Origin of the sequence: Ollibium composti (assembly GCF_004801285.1) — a bacterium.
In the GTDB taxonomy this organism is placed as follows: domain Bacteria; phylum Pseudomonadota; class Alphaproteobacteria; order Rhizobiales; family Rhizobiaceae; genus Mesorhizobium; species Mesorhizobium composti.
This window is the reverse complement of the sequence record NZ_SSNY01000001.1, coordinates 515,357-534,473: the sequence shown is the minus strand read 5'-3', so window position 1 is coordinate 534,473 and position 19,117 is coordinate 515,357. Positions and strand designations below refer to the sequence as shown.

The 19,117-nt window shown below is 67.1% G+C and carries 11 protein-coding genes; 5 read left to right on the top strand and 6 right to left on the bottom strand.

The annotated features are described in order from the left end of the window. Nucleotides 1-136: 136 nt before the first annotated feature. Complete coding sequence (locus E6C48_RS02530; protein ID WP_136353644.1) at nucleotides 137-6,652, top strand: apolipoprotein A-IV repeat region-like domain-containing protein; 6,516 nt, start codon at nucleotides 137-139, stop codon at nucleotides 6,650-6,652. An 81-nt stretch (nucleotides 6,653-6,733) separates the two neighbouring features. On the opposite strand, the gene E6C48_RS02525 is transcribed toward E6C48_RS02530, so the two are convergent. From E6C48_RS02525 to E6C48_RS02510, 4 genes are all read right to left on the bottom strand, one after another. Beyond that, nucleotides 6,734-7,330 (bottom strand): ABC-type transport auxiliary lipoprotein family protein, encoded by a 597-nt coding sequence (locus E6C48_RS02525; RefSeq protein WP_206086425.1) that lies wholly within the window; start codon nucleotides 7,328-7,330, stop codon nucleotides 6,734-6,736. Nucleotides 7,331-7,406: 76 nt separating this feature from the next. Then, a complete protein-coding gene (locus tag E6C48_RS02520) occupies nucleotides 7,407-8,780 on the bottom strand; it encodes an MlaD family protein (RefSeq protein ID WP_136353640.1) in 1,374 nt (457 codons plus the stop codon). 13 nt (nucleotides 8,781-8,793) lie between these two features. Further along, nucleotides 8,794-9,606, bottom strand: coding sequence for an ABC transporter ATP-binding protein (locus tag E6C48_RS02515; RefSeq protein ID WP_136353638.1), 813 nt, complete (start codon nucleotides 9,604-9,606; stop codon nucleotides 8,794-8,796). Between the two features lies 1 nt (nucleotide 9,607). Beyond that, entirely contained in the window at nucleotides 9,608-10,789 is a 1,182-nt protein-coding gene (locus E6C48_RS02510) for an ABC transporter permease (protein ID WP_136353636.1), read from the bottom strand. A gap of 77 nt (nucleotides 10,790-10,866) precedes the next feature. Here E6C48_RS02510 and dgcA point away from each other — a divergent pair, with 77 nt between their 5' ends. Next, nucleotides 10,867-11,850, top strand: coding sequence for an N-acetyl-D-Glu racemase DgcA (gene dgcA, locus E6C48_RS02505; RefSeq protein WP_136353634.1), 984 nt, complete (start codon nucleotides 10,867-10,869; stop codon nucleotides 11,848-11,850). On the opposite strand, the gene E6C48_RS02500 is transcribed toward dgcA, so the two are convergent. Further along, a complete protein-coding gene (locus tag E6C48_RS02500) occupies nucleotides 11,821-13,035 on the bottom strand; it encodes an MFS transporter (protein ID WP_136353632.1) in 1,215 nt (404 codons plus the stop codon). The genes dgcA and E6C48_RS02500 overlap by 30 nt on opposite strands. Before the next feature lie 226 nt (nucleotides 13,036-13,261). Between E6C48_RS02500 and E6C48_RS02495 the strand changes: the two genes are divergently transcribed. The 3 genes from E6C48_RS02495 (at nucleotide 13,262) to E6C48_RS02485 (ending at nucleotide 17,713) form a co-directional block, all read left to right on the top strand. After that, entirely contained in the window at nucleotides 13,262-14,041 is a 780-nt protein-coding gene (locus E6C48_RS02495; protein WP_136353630.1) for an SDR family oxidoreductase, read from the top strand. A 144-nt stretch (nucleotides 14,042-14,185) separates the two neighbouring features. Beyond that, nucleotides 14,186-16,522, top strand: coding sequence for an NADP-dependent malic enzyme (locus tag E6C48_RS02490; RefSeq protein ID WP_136353628.1), 2,337 nt, complete (start codon nucleotides 14,186-14,188; stop codon nucleotides 16,520-16,522). Nucleotides 16,523-16,612: 90 nt separating this feature from the next. Then, on the top strand, nucleotides 16,613-17,713 hold the full coding sequence (locus E6C48_RS02485; RefSeq protein ID WP_230978641.1) for a DUF2865 domain-containing protein: 1,101 nt from the start codon (nucleotides 16,613-16,615) through the stop codon (nucleotides 17,711-17,713). Here E6C48_RS02485 and gltX read toward each other — a convergent pair. Further along, nucleotides 17,631-19,004, bottom strand: coding sequence for a glutamate--tRNA ligase (gene gltX / locus E6C48_RS02480; protein ID WP_136353624.1), 1,374 nt, complete (start codon nucleotides 19,002-19,004; stop codon nucleotides 17,631-17,633). The two genes, E6C48_RS02485 and gltX, sit on opposite strands and share 83 nt — an antisense overlap. Nucleotides 19,005-19,117 lie beyond the last annotated feature (113 nt).

The following is a 19,117-nucleotide window of genomic DNA, read 5'->3' as shown; positions in this document are numbered from 1 at the left end:
TACGTATGTCGCCGAATGCATGTTTTCTTTACCCACCTGTGTCACTACGATACGCAGGGTCCATATCAGCCTCATGCGCGGGGGCAAAAAACGACAATAACAGGTCCCGCAGCAGCTAGTACAGGGTAGCGAAGGCATGGCGAAGAAAACAACGACAACAAAATCCCTCGACAACGAAGTGGCCAAGGAACTCGAGGCTGCGCTGGACATCGATCTCGCTTCCGACAGCGGCGATCTGGACATCGCCGCATCGATGGAGGACCTGGAAGCCCAGATTTCGCAGGCCGCCGAGGAGCTAGCGCGCGCCGGCCGCGCGGAAAAACCCGCGGCCGCCAAGCCGGCTCCCACCGAAGCCGAACCTGCCCGGCCTGCCGCCAACCAATCCAGGCCTGCGGACCTGCGCCCCGTCGAGCCGCGCTCCAACGGCAGCCAGCCGACAGCGGCCTTCGCGCCTGCCAACGACGATCGGCAGAAGGACTACAAATCCCTGCTGCATGGCCTCAACCGCCGCGCCTCCAACACCATCTACTGGATCGTCGCGCTGATCTCCGTGGTCTGGATCGCGGGCGCGGCTGCGCTTGCCCACTTGCTGTTCGGCCCGTCCATCTGGAACATCCGCACTCTCGACCAGCTGCTCGCCCGTCCCGAGCTGATCGGCGTCGCCGTCGCAGCAATCGTGCCGGTGGTGCTGTTCTGGGCCTTCGCCGCCATGGTGCGGCGCGCGCAGGACATGCGGCTTGCCGCGCAGTCGATGACCGAGGTGGCCTTCCGCCTCGCCGAGCCGGAGAACCTCGCCCAGGACCGCGTCATGATGATCGGCCAGGCCGTGCGCCGCGAGGTGGCCGCCATGGGCGAAGGCATCGAGCGCACGCTCGCGCGCGCCGTCGAATTGGAAACGCTCGTCCACAGCGAGGTCAGCCAGATCGAGCGCTCCTACTCTGAGAACGAGGCCCGCATCCGCCAGCTGGTCGACGGGCTGGGCAGCGAGCGCGAGGCGGTGGTCAACCACGCCGAGCGCGTGCGTGCCTCCATCGCCGGCGCGCACGAGACGCTGCGCGACGAGATCGGCGCCGCCTCCGACCGCATCCGCGAATCCATCATGGGCGCCTCGACCAACCTGTCGATGACGATCACCAATTCCGGCGACACGCTGATCGACCGCATCAACGAAAGCTCGATGTCGATCTTCGATTCGGTCGAGACCCGGCTGGACACGATCACCGAGCGCCTGTCGACCTCCGGCGAGGCCTTCGCCTCCCTGCTCGACACCCGCATCGCCAAGCTGACCGACACCACCGACGGCCTGACGCGCTCGCTGACCGACCTGCTCGACGACCGCACCTCCGGCATGGTCTCGCTGCTCGGCGGCGCCGCCCGCAACCTCAGCGCCGAGTTCGAGGCCAGCCTGAACGGCATCGAACGTACGCTCGCCGAGCGCGGCCAGGCGCTGATCGGCGAGTTCCAGACCCGCGCCGAGGCGCTCGACACCGGCACGCAGAAGCTCAACGCGGCGCTGGAAGCCCGTGCTCGCCAGATCAACGAGACGCTGGTCGAGCGCGCGAAGGAGATCAACAACGCCTTCACCACCGGCCAGCAGACCCTGTCGGCCATGATCGACGACGGCAAGACGCGCATCGGCGCCGACATGGCCGATATCGTCAACTCCACCTCCGCCATGCTGGAGGCGCGCGCCAGCGACTTCGCCGGCCGCATGGAGGCCGCGCGCCACACCGTCTCGCGCACCTTCGACGCCGACATCGCGCGGCTTGCCGAGGCCCGCGCCGGCATCGAGGAAGCTGTCGAGAACCACAGCCGCAACCTCGCCGAAAGCAGCGAACGCATGGCCGCCGCCATGCATGCCGACCTCGGCAAGTTCGCCGAGGGCCGCGCCGAGATCGACGCCACCGTCACCGCGCAGGTGCAGAAGCTCGCCGAGGGCCGCAACCTGATCGCCCGCGCGCTGGAAGAAGACCTGCGCAAGGTCAACGAAGCGCGCGCCGCCATGGACGCCTCGCTGGGCAGCCATCTGGAGCGCCTCGAAGAAGGTCGCGGCAGGCTTTCCGTTGCCTTGAACCAGGACGCTGACAAACTGACGCAAGCGCGTACGATCATTGATGAAATGGTCGCCGGGCATGTCGGAAAGCTGGCCGAGGGCCGCAACATCCTGTCGCGCGCCATGGAAGCCGACCTCGCCAAGCTGGCGGAAAGCCGCGCCGGCATCGACAGCCTCGTCGCCGGTCAGGTCGAGAAGATCGCCGAAGGCCGCGCTGTGCTGGCCAGGGCGCTCGAAGCCGACGCAGAGAGGCTGAAGAGCCTGATGGAAAGCCATTCCGTCAAGCTGGCCGAAGACCGTGGCGAACTGGGCCGGTCGCTTGAAAACGACCTCTCCAACATCAGGACGCTGGTCGCCGACCATTCCGACAAGCTGGCGCAGGAACGCTCGTTGCTGTCGCAGACGCTGGAATCCGACCTCGCCAAGCTGGCGGAAAGCCGCTCCAGCATCGACGGGCTGGTCGCCGGTCAGGTCGAGAAGCTGGCCGAGGGCCGCGACATCCTCAAGCGCGCCATGGAATCCGATCTCAACACGATCCGCGGCGTCATCGGCGAGCAGTCGCAAAAACTCTCCGAGGATCGCTCTCAGTTCGCCCAGGTGCTGGAAAGCGATCTCCAGAAGGTCAACGAAATCGTCCACGGCCACATGGAACGGCTCGCCGCCGAGCGCGCCGCCCTGTCGCAGACGCTGGAATCCGACCTCGCCAAGCTGGCGGAAAGCCGCTCCAGCATCGATGGGCTGGTCGCCGGCCAGGTCGAGAAGCTGGCCGAGGGCCGCGACATCCTCAAGCGCGCGCTGGACTCCGATCTCAACACTATCCGTGGCGTCATCGGCGAACAGTCGCAGAAGCTCGTCGAGGACCGCGCGCAGTTCTCCAAGGTGCTCGAAGACGACCTCGGCGCCCTCAACCGCAGCGCCGAAGAACACAAGGCACGCATCGCGGCCGAACGCGCCACCCTCTCGCAGGCGCTCGAAGCCGACTTCAAGAACGTCGACGGCCTCGTGCAGGAGCATATGGACAGGCTGACCGTCGGGCGCGCGGCGCTGTCGAAGGCCATGGAAGACGACCTCGCCAAGCTGGCGGAGAGCCGTTCGAGCATCGACGGGCTGGTCGCCGGTCAGGTCGAGAAGCTCGCCGAAGGCCGCGACATCCTCAGGCGCGCGCTGGAGAACGATCTCCACACCATCGGCGGCGCCATGGAGGAGCAGGCACAGAAGCTCGTCGACGGTCGCGCCAGGTTCGCCAGCAGCCTGGAAGACGATCTGCGGGCCGTCAACGAACTGGTGAACAGCCACCAGGACCGCCTTGCCGCCGATCGCTCCACCCTGTCCCGCGCACTGGAAGACGATCTTGCCAAGCTGGCGGAGAGCCGTGCAAGCATCGACGGACTGGTCGCCGGTCAGGTCGAGAAGCTGGCCGAAGGCCGCGACGTCCTCAAGCGTGCGCTTGAAGAAGATCTCGCCAAGCTGGCTGAAAGCCGCGCCGGCATCGACGGGCTGGTCGCCGGCCAGGTCGAGAAGCTCGCCGAAGGCCGCGACGTCCTCAAGCGCGCGCTTGAAGAAGACCTCGCCAAGCTGGCCGAAAGCCGCGCCGGCATCGACGGGCTGGTTGCAGGCCAGGTCGAGAAGCTGGCCGAAGGCCGCGATATCCTCAAGCGCGCGCTTGAGGCCGACCTTGCCAAGATCGCGGAAAGCCGCGGCGGCATCGACGACATCATCGCCGGCCATGTCGGCAAGATCGCCGAAGGCCGTGATATCCTGACTCGGGCGCTCGACGAAGACCTCGGCAAGCTTGCCGAGGTGCGCGGCGACATCGACCGCGCCGTCACCGGCCACATCGACCAGATCGCGGCGCGCAGCGCCCGCATCTCCGATGCCATCGGCGCCGACATCGAGAAGATGGAGGACGCCTTCAACCGCCAGACCGGCATCATCGAGGAACGCGCCGGCACCATGCAGCGGGCGCTGTCGTCCGGCGTGGACAACATCCGCGGCGTGCTGGAGCAGAGTGCGGTGTTCGTCGCGGGTGCGCTGCGCGAAAAGGTCATGGAAGTGACCAGCGCCCTGCACGAGCAGGCAGGGATCGCCTTCAGCGATGCCGACCGCAAGATAGCCGAACGCGCCGAGCAGACCTCGGCCGCGCTGCTCGCCCGTGCCGAGGACATCGCCCGCGCCTTCGAAGAGGCGGACGGCCGCATGGCGGCGCGCGCGCAGGACACGTCGAGCGCGCTCATCGCCCGCAACGAGGAAACGGCGGCGGAACTCGCCGCCCGGGCCGAGGCGATCGCCGCCACCTTCGACAGCGCCGACCAGAGGCTGGTGGCGCGTGCCGTCGAGACGGCGCAGTCGCTGGCCGCCCGCGCCGGCGACATCCTGCGCAACTTCGAGGACGCCGACCAGAAGCTCGCCCGGCGTATCGGCGAATCGGCCGAGGCGCTGGCCTCGCGTGCGACCGATCTCGGCCGCATCTTCGACGGCGCCGACGAGCAGCTGTCACAGCGTATCGCCGAGGGCTCGCAGGCGCTTTCGGCGCGCGTCGCCGAGATCGGCCAGGTGTTCGACGACGCCGACGGCAGGCTCGCCTCGCGCATCGCCGAGACGGCGTCCACCATCGGCCGGCAGGCCGACCATATCGTCGGCGCCTTCTCCGAGACGGAGCAGCGCGTCGCCGAGCATGTGCGCCAGACCGGCGCTCAGCTCGCCGGCCATGCCCGCGACATCGAGCAGGCGCTCACCGGTGCCGACGAGCGGCTGGCCGCGAGCGCCGAGACGACGGCCGCCCGCGTCGAGGAGCATGTCTCCAATGCCGAGAGCCGGCTGGCCCGCTCGGCCGAGACCATGGGCCAGAAGCTCGGCGAGCAGATCGCCGAGGCCGAAGGCCAGCTCGTGTCGCGCGCCAACGTGATCGCCGAAACCTTCACCGCGGTCGGCCAGCATATCGGCCAGAGCACCAACGACGCGGCAAAGACCATCGGTGCCAACACGCGCGAGCTGAATTCCATGCTGGCCTCGCGTTCGGCCGAACTCTCCAAGATCCTGGACGAGACGGCGCGGCCGCTGGTCGAGCGCTTCGCGGCGGGCGGCTCCGAGCTGCAGCGCTCCATGGAGGAAGCGACCGAACAGGCGACCGAGAAGCTGCGCCGCGAGAATGCGGCGCTGGTCGACGCCATCGCGTCCCGCACCGCCGAGACGCTCTCGGCGGTCGACGGCGCGCGCTCGACACTGGCCGACAACGTGACCGACCTGATCGGGCGCATGACGGCCTCGTCCAGCCAGCTGGGCGCGCTGATCGAGAAAGCCGCCACCAATCTCGGCCAGGTCGAATCGCAGCTTACCGGCTCGACGCAGAGCTTCGCGGCGACCACCGAAAAGGCCGCGCAGACGTTCGCCAGCTCGGCGCGTCTGGTCGATTCCAACACGACCAGGCTGACCGAACTGTCGTCTGCGACCTTGCGCGAGGTGGCCTCCATCGCCACCCGCTTCGACGAGCACAGCCGGCTTCTGGCCAGCGCCTCCGACCTGCTCTCCTCCGCCCAGAGCAATCTGGAGCACACGCTGGAGCGGCAGTCCTCGCTGGAAGACCTCGCCGTCGGCCTGGTCAAGAAGTCGGAGGACCTGGAAAAGGTCATGCGCTCCTTCGAGGGCCTCGTCGGCAAGACGCTGGAAAACGCCGAAGGCAAGACGCTGGAGTCCGCCGACAAGATCCGCACCGCCATCGGCGAGGCGATCGAGTCCGCGACGCAGCGCTTCGCCAGCGCCACCGAGGAGATGCGCCACACCGCCAAGTCCATCAAGAGCGAGCTCGATCTCACCCGCGCCGAACTGCGCAAGGGCGTCATCGAGATGCCGGAAGAGGCCAAGGAATCCACCACGGCCATCCGCCGCGCCGTTTCCGAGCAGATCAACGCCTTGAAGGAACTGTCGGAGATCGTCGCCAAGTCGGGCCGCAGCGTCGACGTCTCGCCGCCGCGCGGCCAGCGCCCCGCCCCGCAGACGTTGCGCGGCGCCGCCGAACAGCAGCGCCGACCGGCGGCCCCGTCCGCCCAGCCGGCGCGCCCGGCTCCGCAGGCGCCTGCCGGCGACGGCATGCGCGGTACGCTCGAACTCGAGCGGCAGCGCGAGACGGCGCGTCCGCAGCAGGGCGGCTGGGTGCAGGACCTGCTCGCCGGCGCCTCGCAGGACGATGCCGCAAGGCCGGCGGCGACGCCGCGCACCGAAGCGCCGCGTCCGGCTCCCGCCCAGCGTTCGCCGCTGCATGTGGTCGAATCGCTGAACTCGCTGTCGGTCGACATCGCCCGCGCCATCGACCATGAAGCCTCGATCGAGCTGTGGAACCGTTACCGCAAGGGTGAGCGCGACGTCTTCACCCGCCGGCTCTACACGCTGAAGGGCCAGCAGACGTTCGACGAGATTCGCCGCAAGTACCAGAGCGAGCCGGAATTCCGTGCCGCCGTCGACCGGTACTGCGATGACTTCGAGAAGCTGTTGAAGGACGTCTCGCGCAACGACCGCGACAACATGATGACGCAGACCTATCTCACCTCTGATACGGGCAAGGTCTATACCATGCTGGCGCATGCCGGCGGCCGGTTGCGGTAGACGCATCGGCAGAAAGACCGAGACGAAAAAGGCGGGAAAAATTCCCGCCTTTTTCTTTTCCCTACAGGTCGCGCAGGTGCGTCAGATGACCGAATCCGTCCAGCGCACGATATCGGCGGCCGCCTTGCCGAAGGCCGCATCCAGCGCATCGACATAGGCCTTGTTGCCGGCACCGGAGACCGCCGCACTAGCGCTGAAGCTCCTGGCGGCGCGGACTTCGCCGTTGCGGTCGTTGAGCAGGCGTACGAAGATCTCCACCTCGGCGCGCTCGCCCTGGTCGGCACGGATCTCGAACGAGCGGATTTCGCTGATGACGTGGTAGTCGATCGCCAGTCCCTCGCCCGGCTTGCCGACACCGGCGAAGCTGCCGGCGTTCTGGAAGGTCTGCGCCAGGCGGGCCTGCACGATCAGCGGCAGCCGGTCGGCCCATTGCGCGCCCTTCAGGTACTGGATCGCGCGTGCGCCGGTCTTGATGACGATGTTCTGGCCGTCCAGCGCCTTCAGCGCCGCAGGCTCGGCGATGAGGATCTGGCGGCGGCTGTGGCGCTGCGCCGCGACCTGCGGCGCCGACAGTTCGAACGTGTCGAGCGGCGCGGGACCGCCTCCCGGCAGGGCCGCGCATCCGCCGAGCCCAAGGGCCAGCGCAAGTGCGATCGTTCGAAAGGTCTTGGGCTTCACGCGCGATCCCCGTTGCCGCAAGTCTCGGCCGGCCCCTCCCGGCGGCTCATGTTCTTGGCCGTGGCGCGCGGCAAAGTCAACGCCGCGCCCTGCCGTCGTACTGGCGCACCTCGCCGTCGCCACCCGAAAGGATGCGCTGCGGGTTGCGTTGCAAGTCCGTCACCGCCTGCTCGATGCGGTTGATCGAACGGCGGCTGTCCTGCACCAGCGCGTTGACGTTGCGCAGGCCCTCGCCCGAGAAGCGCGCCAGGTTGTCGGTGATGGTACCGAGACGCGCGTTCAGCGTATCGGCCACCTGCTTGAAGGATTTCAGCGTCTCGCGCGCATCGGCCATAACCCCGTTGGCCTCGCCCGAGCCCAGCAGGTTGTCCACCTTGACGAGGATGCCGTCGACCCGCACGGAGGCGTTGTTGAGGCGTTCGGCAAGCTGCTTGGCATCGCTGATCGTCTGGTCGATATCGTCGGCGCGGTTGGCGAATTTATGCGTGACCTCGGCGATGTCGGCGGCCGCCTGGTTGGCATTGTCGCTGGCCTTGTTGATGTTGGCCAGCGCCTGTTTCACGTCGTTCGGGTCGATGCTGTCCAGCACGCCGTCCACCTTGGCCAGCGTGCCTTGCGTCTTCTGGGCGAAAGCGTTGATCGAGCCGACGGCGGTATCGACCTTGCCGAGCACAGCGTCGAAGCGGTCGCTGGTCGCCTTCAGGTTCTTCGTCGTGCCGTCGATGTTGGCGACGATCTCCTTGACCTTGTCGCGGTCCACGGCGGTCAAGAGGTCCTGCGCCGCCGACAGCGTGCCGTCGAGCTTGCCCGAAACCCCTTGCAGCGTTTCGGAGAGCGAGGAGACGCTGGCGAGGAACTTGTCGACGCCGTCGGAATTGCGCGCCAGCGCGTCGGAGAATTTCTGCGCGTTCTGCACGGTCTGGGTCAGCGGGCCACGCACGTCGGTCGCAAAGCCCTCAAGTTCCGAGATCACCTTGTCGGCGCGCGTGAAGATGTCCTGCGCCGTCTGCAGGAGATTGGTGACGGCGGAAGGATTGGCGACGATCTCGGCCACCTTGCCTTCCTCTTCGGCCTCGTCGAGGAGCTTGGGCTCCTTGGGATCGGCGCCCTTCAGTTCGATATTGGCCTGCCCGGTCAGCCCCGCCAGCCCGATATCGGCCTGCGTCGACTTGGTGATCGGCGTCATCCGGTCGACCTCGGTATCGGCGATGGCGACTGTCGGGTTGCTGACGTCGATGTAGACGCGGCGCACGTCGCCCACCTTGACGCCGTTGAACATGACGAAGCTGCCGCGACCGAGGCCGGAGGCGGACCCCGGTATGCGCACGCGCAAAAGCACCGTCTCGCCCTTGTCGCCGATCGCCGCCGTCCAGTAGACGAAGCCAAACGCCGCCAGGATCGCGACCAGCGTGAAGATACCGACGATGACGTAGTTGGCCCTGGTTTCCATCGCGCCCTAGCTTCTATGCCCGCGCCGCAAGATCAAGCTGCCGCGCCCGTTTTCCGCGGAAATACGACTTCACCCATGGCTCCTCGCTTTTCAGCATGTCCTCGATCGTGCCTTCGATCAGGATTTTCTTGTTGCCGAGCACCGCCACGCGGTCGCAGGCGGTGAACAGCGAATCGAGGTCGTGCGTGACCATGTAGACGGTGAGGTCCATCGTGTCGCGCAGCTTGACGACGAGTTCGTCGAACTCGGAAGCGCCGATCGGGTCGAGGCCGGAGGTCGGCTCGTCGAGGAAGACGACGTCTGGGTCGAGCGCCAGCGCGCGGGCCAGCGCCGCGCGCTTGACCATGCCGCCGGAAAGCTCGGACGGGAATTTCCGCGCCGCGTCCGGCGGCAGGCCGACCAGTTCGATCTTGAGCAGCGCCAGTTCGTCCATCAGCGCCTTCGGCAGGTCGAGATATTCGCGCATCGGCACCTGCACGTTCTCCAGCACCGTCAGCGCGGAAAACAGCGCGCCGTGCTGGAACAGCACGCCCATCCTCATATCGATGCGCAGCCGCTCGACATCGCTTGCCTTGTCGACGTCGACGCCGAACAGCTCGATCGTGCCGGCCTGCTTCTTGTTGAGGCCGAGAATGGTGCGCAGGAGCACCGACTTGCCGGCGCCCGAGGCGCCGACGAAGCCGAGGATCTCGCCACGGTGGATATCGAGCGACAGCTTGTCGAGGATGACCTTGTCACCGAAGGCGACGGTGATGTCGCGTGCCGAGATGACGATCCCGTCGCCCTCGGCGCCGTTCAGGCCAGCCTTTTCTTCTGCAATGGCCATGTCAGAACTCGATGGCCGCGTAGAAGATGGCGAACAGGCCATCGAGGATGATGACGATGAAGATCGACTTCACCACCGAAGCGGTCACATGCTGGCCGAGCGATTCGGCGCTGCCTCCCACCTTCATGCCCTCCACCGAAGCGATCGTCCCGATGATCATGGCCATGAACGGCGCTTTTATGAGGCCCGCGAAGATGGTGCTGAGGTCGATGGCGGCGCGCAGCCGATCTATGAAGGCGGCCGGCGGAATGTCGGAATAGAGCCAGGCCGCCATCATGCCGCCGCCCAGCGCCGCGAAATTGGCCAGGATCGTCAGGCACGGCACGCCGATGACCAGCGCCACCAGCCGTGGAAACACCAGCACACCGATCGGATTGAGGCCGATGACCTTCAGCGCGTCGACCTCCTCGCGCATCTTCATCGAGCCGATCTCGGCGGTGATCGCGCTGCCCGAGCGGCCGGCGATCATGATGGCCGTCATCAGCACGCCGAGCTCGCGCAGGACCAGCACGCCGACAAGGTCGACCACGAAGATGTCGGCGCCGAAGTAGCGCAGCTGATAGGCGCCCTGCTGGGCGACGATGGCGCCGACGATGGCCGACATCAGCACGACGACGGGAATGGCGCCGACGCCCATGCGGTCGATCTGGTTGAAGATCGCCGCCGGGTTGACCGCGTGGCCGCGGCCGAGCTTCATCTGCGCGCCCCGGATGGTGGCGCCGAGGATGTTCATGGCGGCGATGAAATCGTCCCGCATCTCGTAGACGCGGCGTCCGATCGCCTCCAGCGCGCGGATGACGATGTTGGGCGGCCGCTCCGGCGGTGTGTCGTCGTTGCGCCGCGCCGCCTCGCCGACGGCGTCGAGCAGGATCGACGTGATCTTGCTCTGGCCCTGCACCTGGACCTCGACACCGCGCTTGCGGTTGGCTTCCTTCAACCGGTCGATCAGCCAGGCGCCGGCCGTGTCGATCTTCTCTATGCCCGAAAGGTCGAGCGCCAGCGTCTTGAATCCGCTTCGCTTTTCGATCGCACGCATATCGGCGTCGACATCGGCGACTGTACGCGTCGTCCAGGTGCCGGCCAGCGCGCAGCCGAGCACGTCGCCCTCCTCGCCGACGGCGAGGCGCGCCCGCCGGCCGTTTGGCGCCTCCCCGCTTGCATCCGACTTGCCGATCGTCAACATGGCACCTGTTTAGCCTGACAGGCCCGGCCTGTCGATTTGCGCCCCGGCCCCTGCGGGGGCAGCGGAGGAAGAAAAACATGGTGCGTGGCATTTCGGTCGACAAGGAAAGCTTCCCCATCGCCGGAACCTTCACCATCTCGCGCGGCTCCAAGACCGAGGCCGAGGTGGTGACCTGTACCATCAGCGAGGGCGGCCATGCCGGCCGTGGCGAATGCGTACCCTACCGCCGCTACGGCGAGACGCTGGAAGGCGTGGTCGCGGCAATCGAGGCGATGCGAAGCGCGGTCGAGGGCGGCATCGACCGCGACGAATTGCTGGCAGCGATGCCTGCGGGTGCGGCCCGCAACGCCATCGACTGCGCCTTGTGGGACCTGGAGGCCAAGGCGACCGGCGTGGCCGTCTTCGAACGGCTGCGCCTTGCGCCGAGGGCACTGGAAACCGCCTATACACTCTCCCTCGGTTCGGCCGAATCGATGGCGGCTCAGGCGCGCGAAAACGCGGCGCGGCCGCTGCTCAAGGTCAAGATCGGCGGCGGCGACGGCGACATAGAGCGCATCCGCGCGGTCAGGCAGGCCGCCCCGGCAAGCCGCCTCATCCTCGACGCCAACGAAGGCTGGACGGACGAAACCGTCGCAGCCAACCTCGCCGCTGCCGCCGAACTCGGCGTCGCGCTGGTCGAACAGCCCCTGCCCGCCGGCCGTGACGGCATTCTCGCCACGATCGCCCATCCGGTGCCGATCTGCGCCGACGAAAGCGTGCACGCGGCGAAGGACCTGCCGGCGCTGAAGGGCCTTTACGACGCCGTCAACATCAAGCTGGACAAGGCCGGTGGCCTGACGGAAGCGCTAAAATTGCGCGACGAGGCGCGCCGGCTGGGATTCGGCGTCATGGTCGGCTGCATGGTCGGCACCTCGCTCGCCATGGCGCCGGCCGTGCTGCTGGCGCAGGACGCCGATTTCGTCGATCTCGACGGCCCGCTGCTCCTGGCGCGTGACCGTGTCCCCGGCCTTGCCTACAAGGGCTCGCTGGTTTCATCGCCTGAGCGCGGCCTGTGGGGCTGAGCGCGCGGCGAGGCGGATGAGCACGAAACCGGCCAGCGCCACCGGCACCATGGCGTAGCCGCCGTCGAAGCCGAAACGCGCATAGAGCGGTCCGGAGGCCAGCGTCGCCACTGCGGTGAAGAAATAGTTCGAGAAATAGGCGATGCCTTGCGCCGCCCCCGTCTGCCTGTCGGCAACCGTCTCGCCGATCATCTTCTGCAGGCCGATCAGCACCAGCGCGGTGGAAACCGCATGCAGCGCCTGCACGGCGAAGAAGCCCGGCACGCCGAGGCCGAACGGCCAGATCAGCGGGAACAGCGCCCAGCGCAGCGCCGCCCCCACGGCGGCCGCCAGGATGAGCGTGGCCACCGGAACCTTGCCGAACAGGCGGTTGAATCCGAAGAACATGCCGACCTCGGCGACCACCGCGAAGGCCCACAGCATGCCGATGACGGAGTCGCTGATGCCGATCGAGCGCCAGTAGATCGAGGCGAAGCTGTTGATGAAGGAATGGCTGGCGATGACGACGCCGGCGCCGAGCACGAAATAGAGAAAGTAGCCGTTGAGCAAACGCGGCGCCGCCTCCTGCATCCCGGTTGCGGACAATGGCGAGGCAAGGCGCGGCGGGCCGAGACGGGGTGCTGCAAGGCCGACGACGAGCGTCAGGCAAAACGCGCCGAAAACCAGGACAGGCACCGCGTCGGCGCCGGTGGCGGCGAGGATGAAGCCGCCGACGAGATTGGCCAGCAGGAAGGAGATCGAGCCCCAGATGCGCATCGCCGTGTAGTTGGCGCCGAAACGGCGCACGCCCGAAAGCGCCAGCGAATCGGCGATCGGCGAATGCGGCGTCCACACCGCCGCCAAAAGCAGCGAGACGGCAAGAACCACGGCGTAAGTGGGTTTCAGGAAATAGCCGGCAGAGACGACCACCGAGGCCGCGACCAGCAGGTTATAGACATTGGCCCTGTCGCGCGCCCTGTCGGCGAGCGCGGTGAAGATCGGCGTCGTCGCCACGCGCAGGAACATCGGCGCCGACAGGATAACGGCGATCTCCTGCGGGCCGAAGCCGTGACGCTCAAGCCAGAGCGGAAAATAGGGAACGTAGATGCCGCCGGGAATGAGCAGCGTGAAGAACATCGCCGCCAGCCTCAGCTCGAAATAGCGAGGCTTGACCTTCTGTTCGGGCGAAAGCGGTGGCAGCGACATCCGGGAATTTCCACGGCGACTCGAGCCGCATGGCCGGCGCCTGTTCGCCCCCATATCACGCCCGAAAATCCCACGGAATGGGCGATCAGGCAGTTTTTGATTCGATTCAGACCTGTTGTTGCCTCGCCGTCGTTCTGGCTCACACCGGCTCATGCAACAGCGCTCGGCAGTTGCGCTTGGTCCAGCACCAAGGGTAGCCTCGCACCGCAACAGGAGAACGTTTGCCATGGATCTCGGCATAAGCGGCCGCAAGGCCATCGTCTGCGCGTCGAGCAAGGGGCTTGGCCGCGGCTGCGCGACGGCGCTGGCGGAAGCGGGCTGCGACCTCGTCGTCAACGGGCGCGACGCCGCGCTGTTGGCGAAAACGGCCGCCGAAATCCGTGAGCGCTACAAGGTGACTGTCACCGAGGTGGCCGGCGACGTATCCGACCCGAAGGTGCAGAAGGCGCTGCTCGCCGCCTGCCCCGAACCCGACATCCTCGTCAACAACAATGGCGGCCCGCCCTTCCGCGATTTCCGCGAACTCGACCGCGAGAAGATCCTCGCCGGCGTCACCAACAACATGGTCACGCCCATCGAACTGGTGCAGGCTGTCATCGACGGCATGGCGGCGCGCGGCTTCGGCCGCATCGTCAACATCACCTCGCTGTCGGTCTACACCCCGCTTGCCGGCCTCGACCTGTCGTCGGGCGCGCGCGCCGGGCTGACCTCGTTCCTCGCCGGCGTCGCCCGCACCGTCGCCGACAAGAACGTCACCATCAACAACCTCCTGCCCGGCAAGCTGGACACCGACCGGCTGCGCGGCCCCCACGAACCGGGCTCGGTCGAGGACCCGGCGGCGGCAGCCGCGCGCAAGGCGCGCATTTCGGCGGACATTCCCGCAAAACGGCTGGGAACGCCGGAGGAATTCGGCCAGATCTGCGCCTTCCTCTGCTCGGTGCATGCCGGCTACCTCACCGGCCAGAACATCCCCGTCGACGGCGGGCTCTATGTCAGCGCCTTCTGAGACAGGCATCCGCACGAACTTTCCGGCTGAAAATATTGAAACACATTCACTTCTTTGCCTTTGACCCCGATCGCGCATTTGCCGCCTCGAAAACGCCCAGCTGCGTGCTAAAAGGAACAAAAGGCTGATAGTGCGGGGACCGAGATGAAGGATGAAAACAAGAAACCGGCGCGTTCCGACCTCGACGAGGCGGCGCTTTTCTTCCACAAGCACCCGACCCCCGGAAAGCTGGAAATCCAGGCCACCAAGCCGCTCGGCAACCAGCGCGACCTGGCGCTGGCCTATTCGCCCGGCGTCGCCGCCCCCTGCCTCGCCATCCAGGACGACCCGGCGCTCGCGGCCGACTACACCAGCCGCGCCAATCTCGTGGGCGTGGTGTCGAACGGCACGGCCGTGCTCGGCCTCGGCAACATCGGTCCGCTCGCCTCCAAGCCGGTAATGGAAGGCAAGGCCGTACTGTTCAAGAAGTTCGCCGGCATCGACGTCTTCGACATCGAGATCGACGCGCCCGGGATCGATCGCATGGTCGAGACCATTTCGGCGCTCGAACCCACCTTCGGCGGCATCAACCTTGAGGACATCAAGGCCCCCGAATGCTTCGAGGTGGAGGAACGGCTGAAGGCGCGCATGAGCATTCCGGTGTTCCATGACGACCAGCACGGCACCGCCATCATCGTGGCGTCGGCGGTGCTGAACGCGCTGGAACTGGCCGGCAAGGAGATCGGCAAGGTCAAGATCGTCACCTCCGGCGCCGGTGCCGCCGCGCTTGCCTGCCTCAACCTTCTGGTTTCTCTCGGCGCCAGCATCGACAACATCTGGGTCACCGACCGCCACGGCGTCGCCTATCAAGGCCGCGTCGAGGAAATGGACCGCTGGAAGGACGCCTACGTCAAGGATACCGACGCCCGCACGCTGGCCGACGTGATCGGCGGCGCCGACATCTTCCTCGGCCTGTCCGCCGCAGGCGTGCTGAAGCCCGAACTGCTCGCCGACATGGCGGAAAAGCCGCTGATCCTGGCGCTCGCCAACCCGACGCCGGAGATCATGCCGGAGGTGGCCCGTGCCGCGCGCCCGGACGCGATGATCTGCACCGGCCGTTCCGATTTCCCCAATCAGGTCAACAACGTCCTGTGCTTTCCTTACATCTTCCGTGGCGCGCTGGACTGCGGCGCCAGCGCCATCAACGAGGAGATGAAGATGGCCGCCGTGCGCGCCATCGCCGGCCTCGCCCGCGAGGAGCCGTCGGACGTCGCAGCGCGCGCCTATTCGGGCGAGACGCCGATGTTCGGCCCCGATTTCCTCATCCCCTCGCCGTTCGATCCGCGCCTCATCCTGCGCATCGCCCCGGCAGTCGCCAAGGCCGCCTGCGAGACCGGCGTGGCGACACGGCCCATCGAGGATTTCGCCGCCTATATCGACAAGCTGAACCGCTTCGTCTTCCGCTCGGGCCTCGTCATGAAGCCGGTCTTCTCAGCGGCGAAGACGGCGAGCCTGAAGCGCGTCATCTATGCCGACGGCGAGGACGAGCGCGTGCTGCGCGCCGCCCAGGTGGTGCTGGAGGAAGGCATCGCCGAGCCGATCCTGATCGGCCGCCCGCACGTCATCGAAGTCCGCCTCAAGCGTCACGGCCTGCGCATCCGGCCGGGCGTCGATTTCGGCCTCATCAACCCGGAAGATGATCCGCGCTACCGGCATTATGTCGACCTGCTGATGGAACTCGGCGGCCGCCGCGGCGTCACGCCGGAAGCCGCGCGCACCAAGGTGCGCACCGAAAACACCGTCATCGCAGCCCTTGCCGTGAAGCGCGGCGACGCGGACGCCATGCTGTGCGGGCTGGAAGGCCGCTTCGCCCGCCACCTGCGCAACGTCAACCTCATCATCGGCAGCCGGCCGGGCATCGAGGATCGCGACCTGTCGACGCTCTCGATGCTGATTTCGCAGCGCGGCGTGCTGTTCCTCACCGACACCCATGTGACGGTCGATCCGAGTGCGGAGGAAATCGCCGAGATGACCGTGCTCGCGGCGGAAGAAATCCGCCGCTTCGGCATCGAGCCGAAGGCGGCGCTTCTGTCGCTGTCGGACTTCGGCTCGCGCGACGTGCCGAGCGCCATGAAGATGCGCAAGGCGGCCGAAATCCTGCACCGCATCGCACCCGACCTCGAATGCGACGGCGAGATGCACGCCGACACCGCGCTGTCGGCGCATCTGCGCCAGCGCGTGAACCCCGGCTCGCGCCTGAAAGGGGAAGCCAACCTTCTGGTCTTCCCTAACCTCGACGCCGCCAACATCACCCTGACCGCGCTGCAAGCGACGCTCGACGCGCTGCATGTCGGGCCGATCCTGCTCGGCACCGACAAGCCGGCGCACATCTTGACCCCGTCGGTCACCTCGCGCGGCGTCGTTAACATGACCGCGCTTGCCGTCGTCGAGGCTTCGCAGCGGGCACAGGCGACGCTGAAGCTCGACGCGCCGACAGCGTAAAGAACGGGTTAACTCGCCGCGCGCTAAGCTTTCGCTGGACGATTCTGGCGGCGGGAACCGAACCGGATGAAGGGCGATCGCAGGGCGCAAATGCTCGCTGCCGCACTGATGGGCGCGGCGGTGCTGGTTGCATTCGCACCGGCTGCGGCGCAGGCGTCCGCCCACATCTGCCGCCAGTTGGAGGCGGAACTCGCGGGCGCACCGCGCGGCGGTTCCGGCCCCGCGCAGCTCAACAGATACGACGCCGCCATCGCGCGGCAGCAAAGCGAGATCGCCAAGGCGCGCAGCCAGGCGCGCACCCTCGGCTGCGGCTTCTCGCTGTTTTCCGGCAACGTCAGCCAATGCGCCTCGCTCAATGCCGCCCTGTCGCGCATGAACGGCAACCTGGACAAGCTCGAGCGCAAGCGCGCCCAGCTCTCCGGCGGCGGCAAGCGCCGCAGCCGCGCCCGCCTGATGGCGCTGCTCGACAAGAACGGCTGCCGCGACCGCAAGGCGGAAGACAAGGCAGTGACGATCCGCTCCAGCGACGGCAGCGTCCAGCGCCTGCTCGGCGAAACCATCGAGCGCGCCGATAGGCCGAACGAGGTTTCCCTTCCGGGCGGCGAATACCGCACCCTATGCGTGCGCACCTGCGACGGCTATTTCTTCCCGATGTCCAACGCGGCTTCCGCCGGCGATTTCGAACGCGACCAGAAGAATTGCGAATCGAGCTGCCCCGGCGCCGCCATCCAGCTTTTCTACACGCGCGGAATGGACGAGGATTCGTCGCGCATGATCTCGGTGGCCACCGGCCGCCCCTACGGCGATCTTTCGACCGCCTATCTCTACAAGAAGCCGAACGCCTCGGTGCCGCAAAGCTGCGGCTGCAACGCGCCGAGGGATTTTTCCATTCTCGGCGGCGGCTCCAGCGGCGTTTCCGGTGCCGGGCCGACATCTTCGCCGACCATGCAGTCGCTGTCGCCCTCCGTTTCGATCATGCCGGCGGCAAGGCCGGACCCGGCGGCCGATCCCGAAACGCAGGCCAATGCCGAAGGCGGCCTCGACATCGAGACGATCAGGCGGCTGGCCGCCGAGAAGGCGGCGGAAAATTCGTCCGGGGACCGCAAGGTCAGGGTCGTCGGGCCAAGGTTCCTTCCCGACCCATCAGGGGCAATAGATCTGCGAGCTCCGGCCCCGAAGAAAGGCCCGTAAGCGCCAGCCTGAGCGGCATGAACAGCGCCTTGCCCTTGCGCTCGGTCATCTTTCTCACCTTGGCGGTCCAGGCTTTCCAGACGCCGGCGTCCCACGGGTCTTCGGGCAAAAGGTCGAAGGCGATCCGAACGAAGTCGCGGTCCTCGTCGGAGAGCTCCGACGTCTCCTGCGGCCCTTCGTTGACGATCTTCCACCATTGGGCGGCATCGGAAAGCCGGTCGAGATTGCCGCGCACGGCGTTCCAGAACGGCTCCGCCCGCTCGCCGCCGATACCCAGCGCCCCAAGCCGGTCGCGCGCGTCGGCAAACGCCATGTGGTGCAGCAGCGCGCGGTTCAGCACCAGCAATTCGTCGGGATCGAACTTGGCCGCCGATTTCGACGTCGCCGCCGGATCGAAATGGTCTGCGAGCTCGGCCATGGTCGGCATCGCATGGACGCTTTCCGACGTGCCGATCAGCACCGCCAGCGAGGCCACCGCCATCGCCTCGATGCCGTCCTCGCGCAGGCCCTGGATCGACAGCGCGCCGGTGCGCTTCGACAGTCCCTCGCCCGAGACCGTGGTGAGCAGGTTGTGGTGACCGAAGCCCGGCGGCACGGCGCCCAGCGCCTGGAACAGCGCGATCTGCACGCCGGTGTTGGTGACATGGTCGTCGCCGCGGATGACGTGGCTGATGCCCATGTCGATGTCGTCCACCACCGAAGGCAGCGTGTAGAGATAGGTGCCGTCCTCGCGCACCAGCACCGGATCGGAGACGGAAGCGAGATCGACCGTCTCCTCGCCGCGCACGAGGTCGTTCCAGCGGATTTCAGTGCGCATCGGCTCCAGCGGGTCGGAGACGAAGTTGGGCAGCAGGAAGCGCCAATGCGGGCGGCGCCCGTCGCCTTCGTATTCGGCGATCTGGGCTGACGTCAGCGCCAGCGCCTCGCGGCCGTAGACCGGCGGCAGGCCACGCGTGCGGCGCACCTTGCGGCGCAGGTCCAGTTCCTCCGGCGTCTCGTAGCACGGATAGAGCACGCCGGCCGCCTTCAGCCGCTCCACCGCCGCGTCGTAATGGTCGAAGCGCTTCGACTGGTATTCCGTGGCGTCCTGGAAGATGCCCAGCCAATGCAGGTCGTAGAGGATGGAATCGGCATATTCCTGCTTCGAGCGGGCGACGTCGGTGTCGTCGAAGCGCTGGATGAATCGGCCTCGGTGCTTTTGCGCGAACAGCCAGTTGAACAGCGCGGTGCGCGCGTTGCCGATATGGATGCGGCCGGTGGGCGACGGGGCGAAGCGGACGGTGACTGTCATGAAGGGGGCGTAGCGGATGCTCTTTGCGTTGACAAGAACCGCCCTACCCGCCCGCCTGTTTAGGCCAATGCAGCGAGGATGAAAAGCGCGGGTGCGGGTGGGCTTCTGTCAGG

Excerpts from the sequence above, each read along its gene's own strand:
- E6C48_RS02500 (WP_136353632.1), bottom strand. The coding sequence starts at position 13,035 with ATGTCGCTGCCACCGCTTTCGCCCGAACAGAAGGTCAAGCCTCGCTAT.
- dgcA (WP_136353634.1), top strand. The coding sequence starts at position 10,867 with ATGGTGCGTGGCATTTCGGTCGACAAGGAAAGCTTCCCCATCGCCGGA.
- E6C48_RS02485 (WP_230978641.1), top strand. The coding sequence starts at position 16,613 with ATGCTCGCTGCCGCACTGATGGGCGCGGCGGTGCTGGTTGCATTCGCA.
- E6C48_RS02530 (WP_136353644.1), top strand. The coding sequence starts at position 137 with ATGGCGAAGAAAACAACGACAACAAAATCCCTCGACAACGAAGTGGCC.
- E6C48_RS02520 (WP_136353640.1), bottom strand. The coding sequence starts at position 8,780 with ATGGAAACCAGGGCCAACTACGTCATCGTCGGTATCTTCACGCTGGTC.
- E6C48_RS02495 (WP_136353630.1), top strand. The coding sequence starts at position 13,262 with ATGGATCTCGGCATAAGCGGCCGCAAGGCCATCGTCTGCGCGTCGAGC.
- gltX (WP_136353624.1), bottom strand. The coding sequence starts at position 19,004 with ATGACAGTCACCGTCCGCTTCGCCCCGTCGCCCACCGGCCGCATCCAT.
- E6C48_RS02515 (WP_136353638.1), bottom strand. The coding sequence starts at position 9,606 with ATGGCCATTGCAGAAGAAAAGGCTGGCCTGAACGGCGCCGAGGGCGAC.
- E6C48_RS02490 (WP_136353628.1), top strand. The coding sequence starts at position 14,186 with ATGAAGGATGAAAACAAGAAACCGGCGCGTTCCGACCTCGACGAGGCG.
- E6C48_RS02510 (WP_136353636.1), bottom strand. The coding sequence starts at position 10,789 with ATGTTGACGATCGGCAAGTCGGATGCAAGCGGGGAGGCGCCAAACGGC.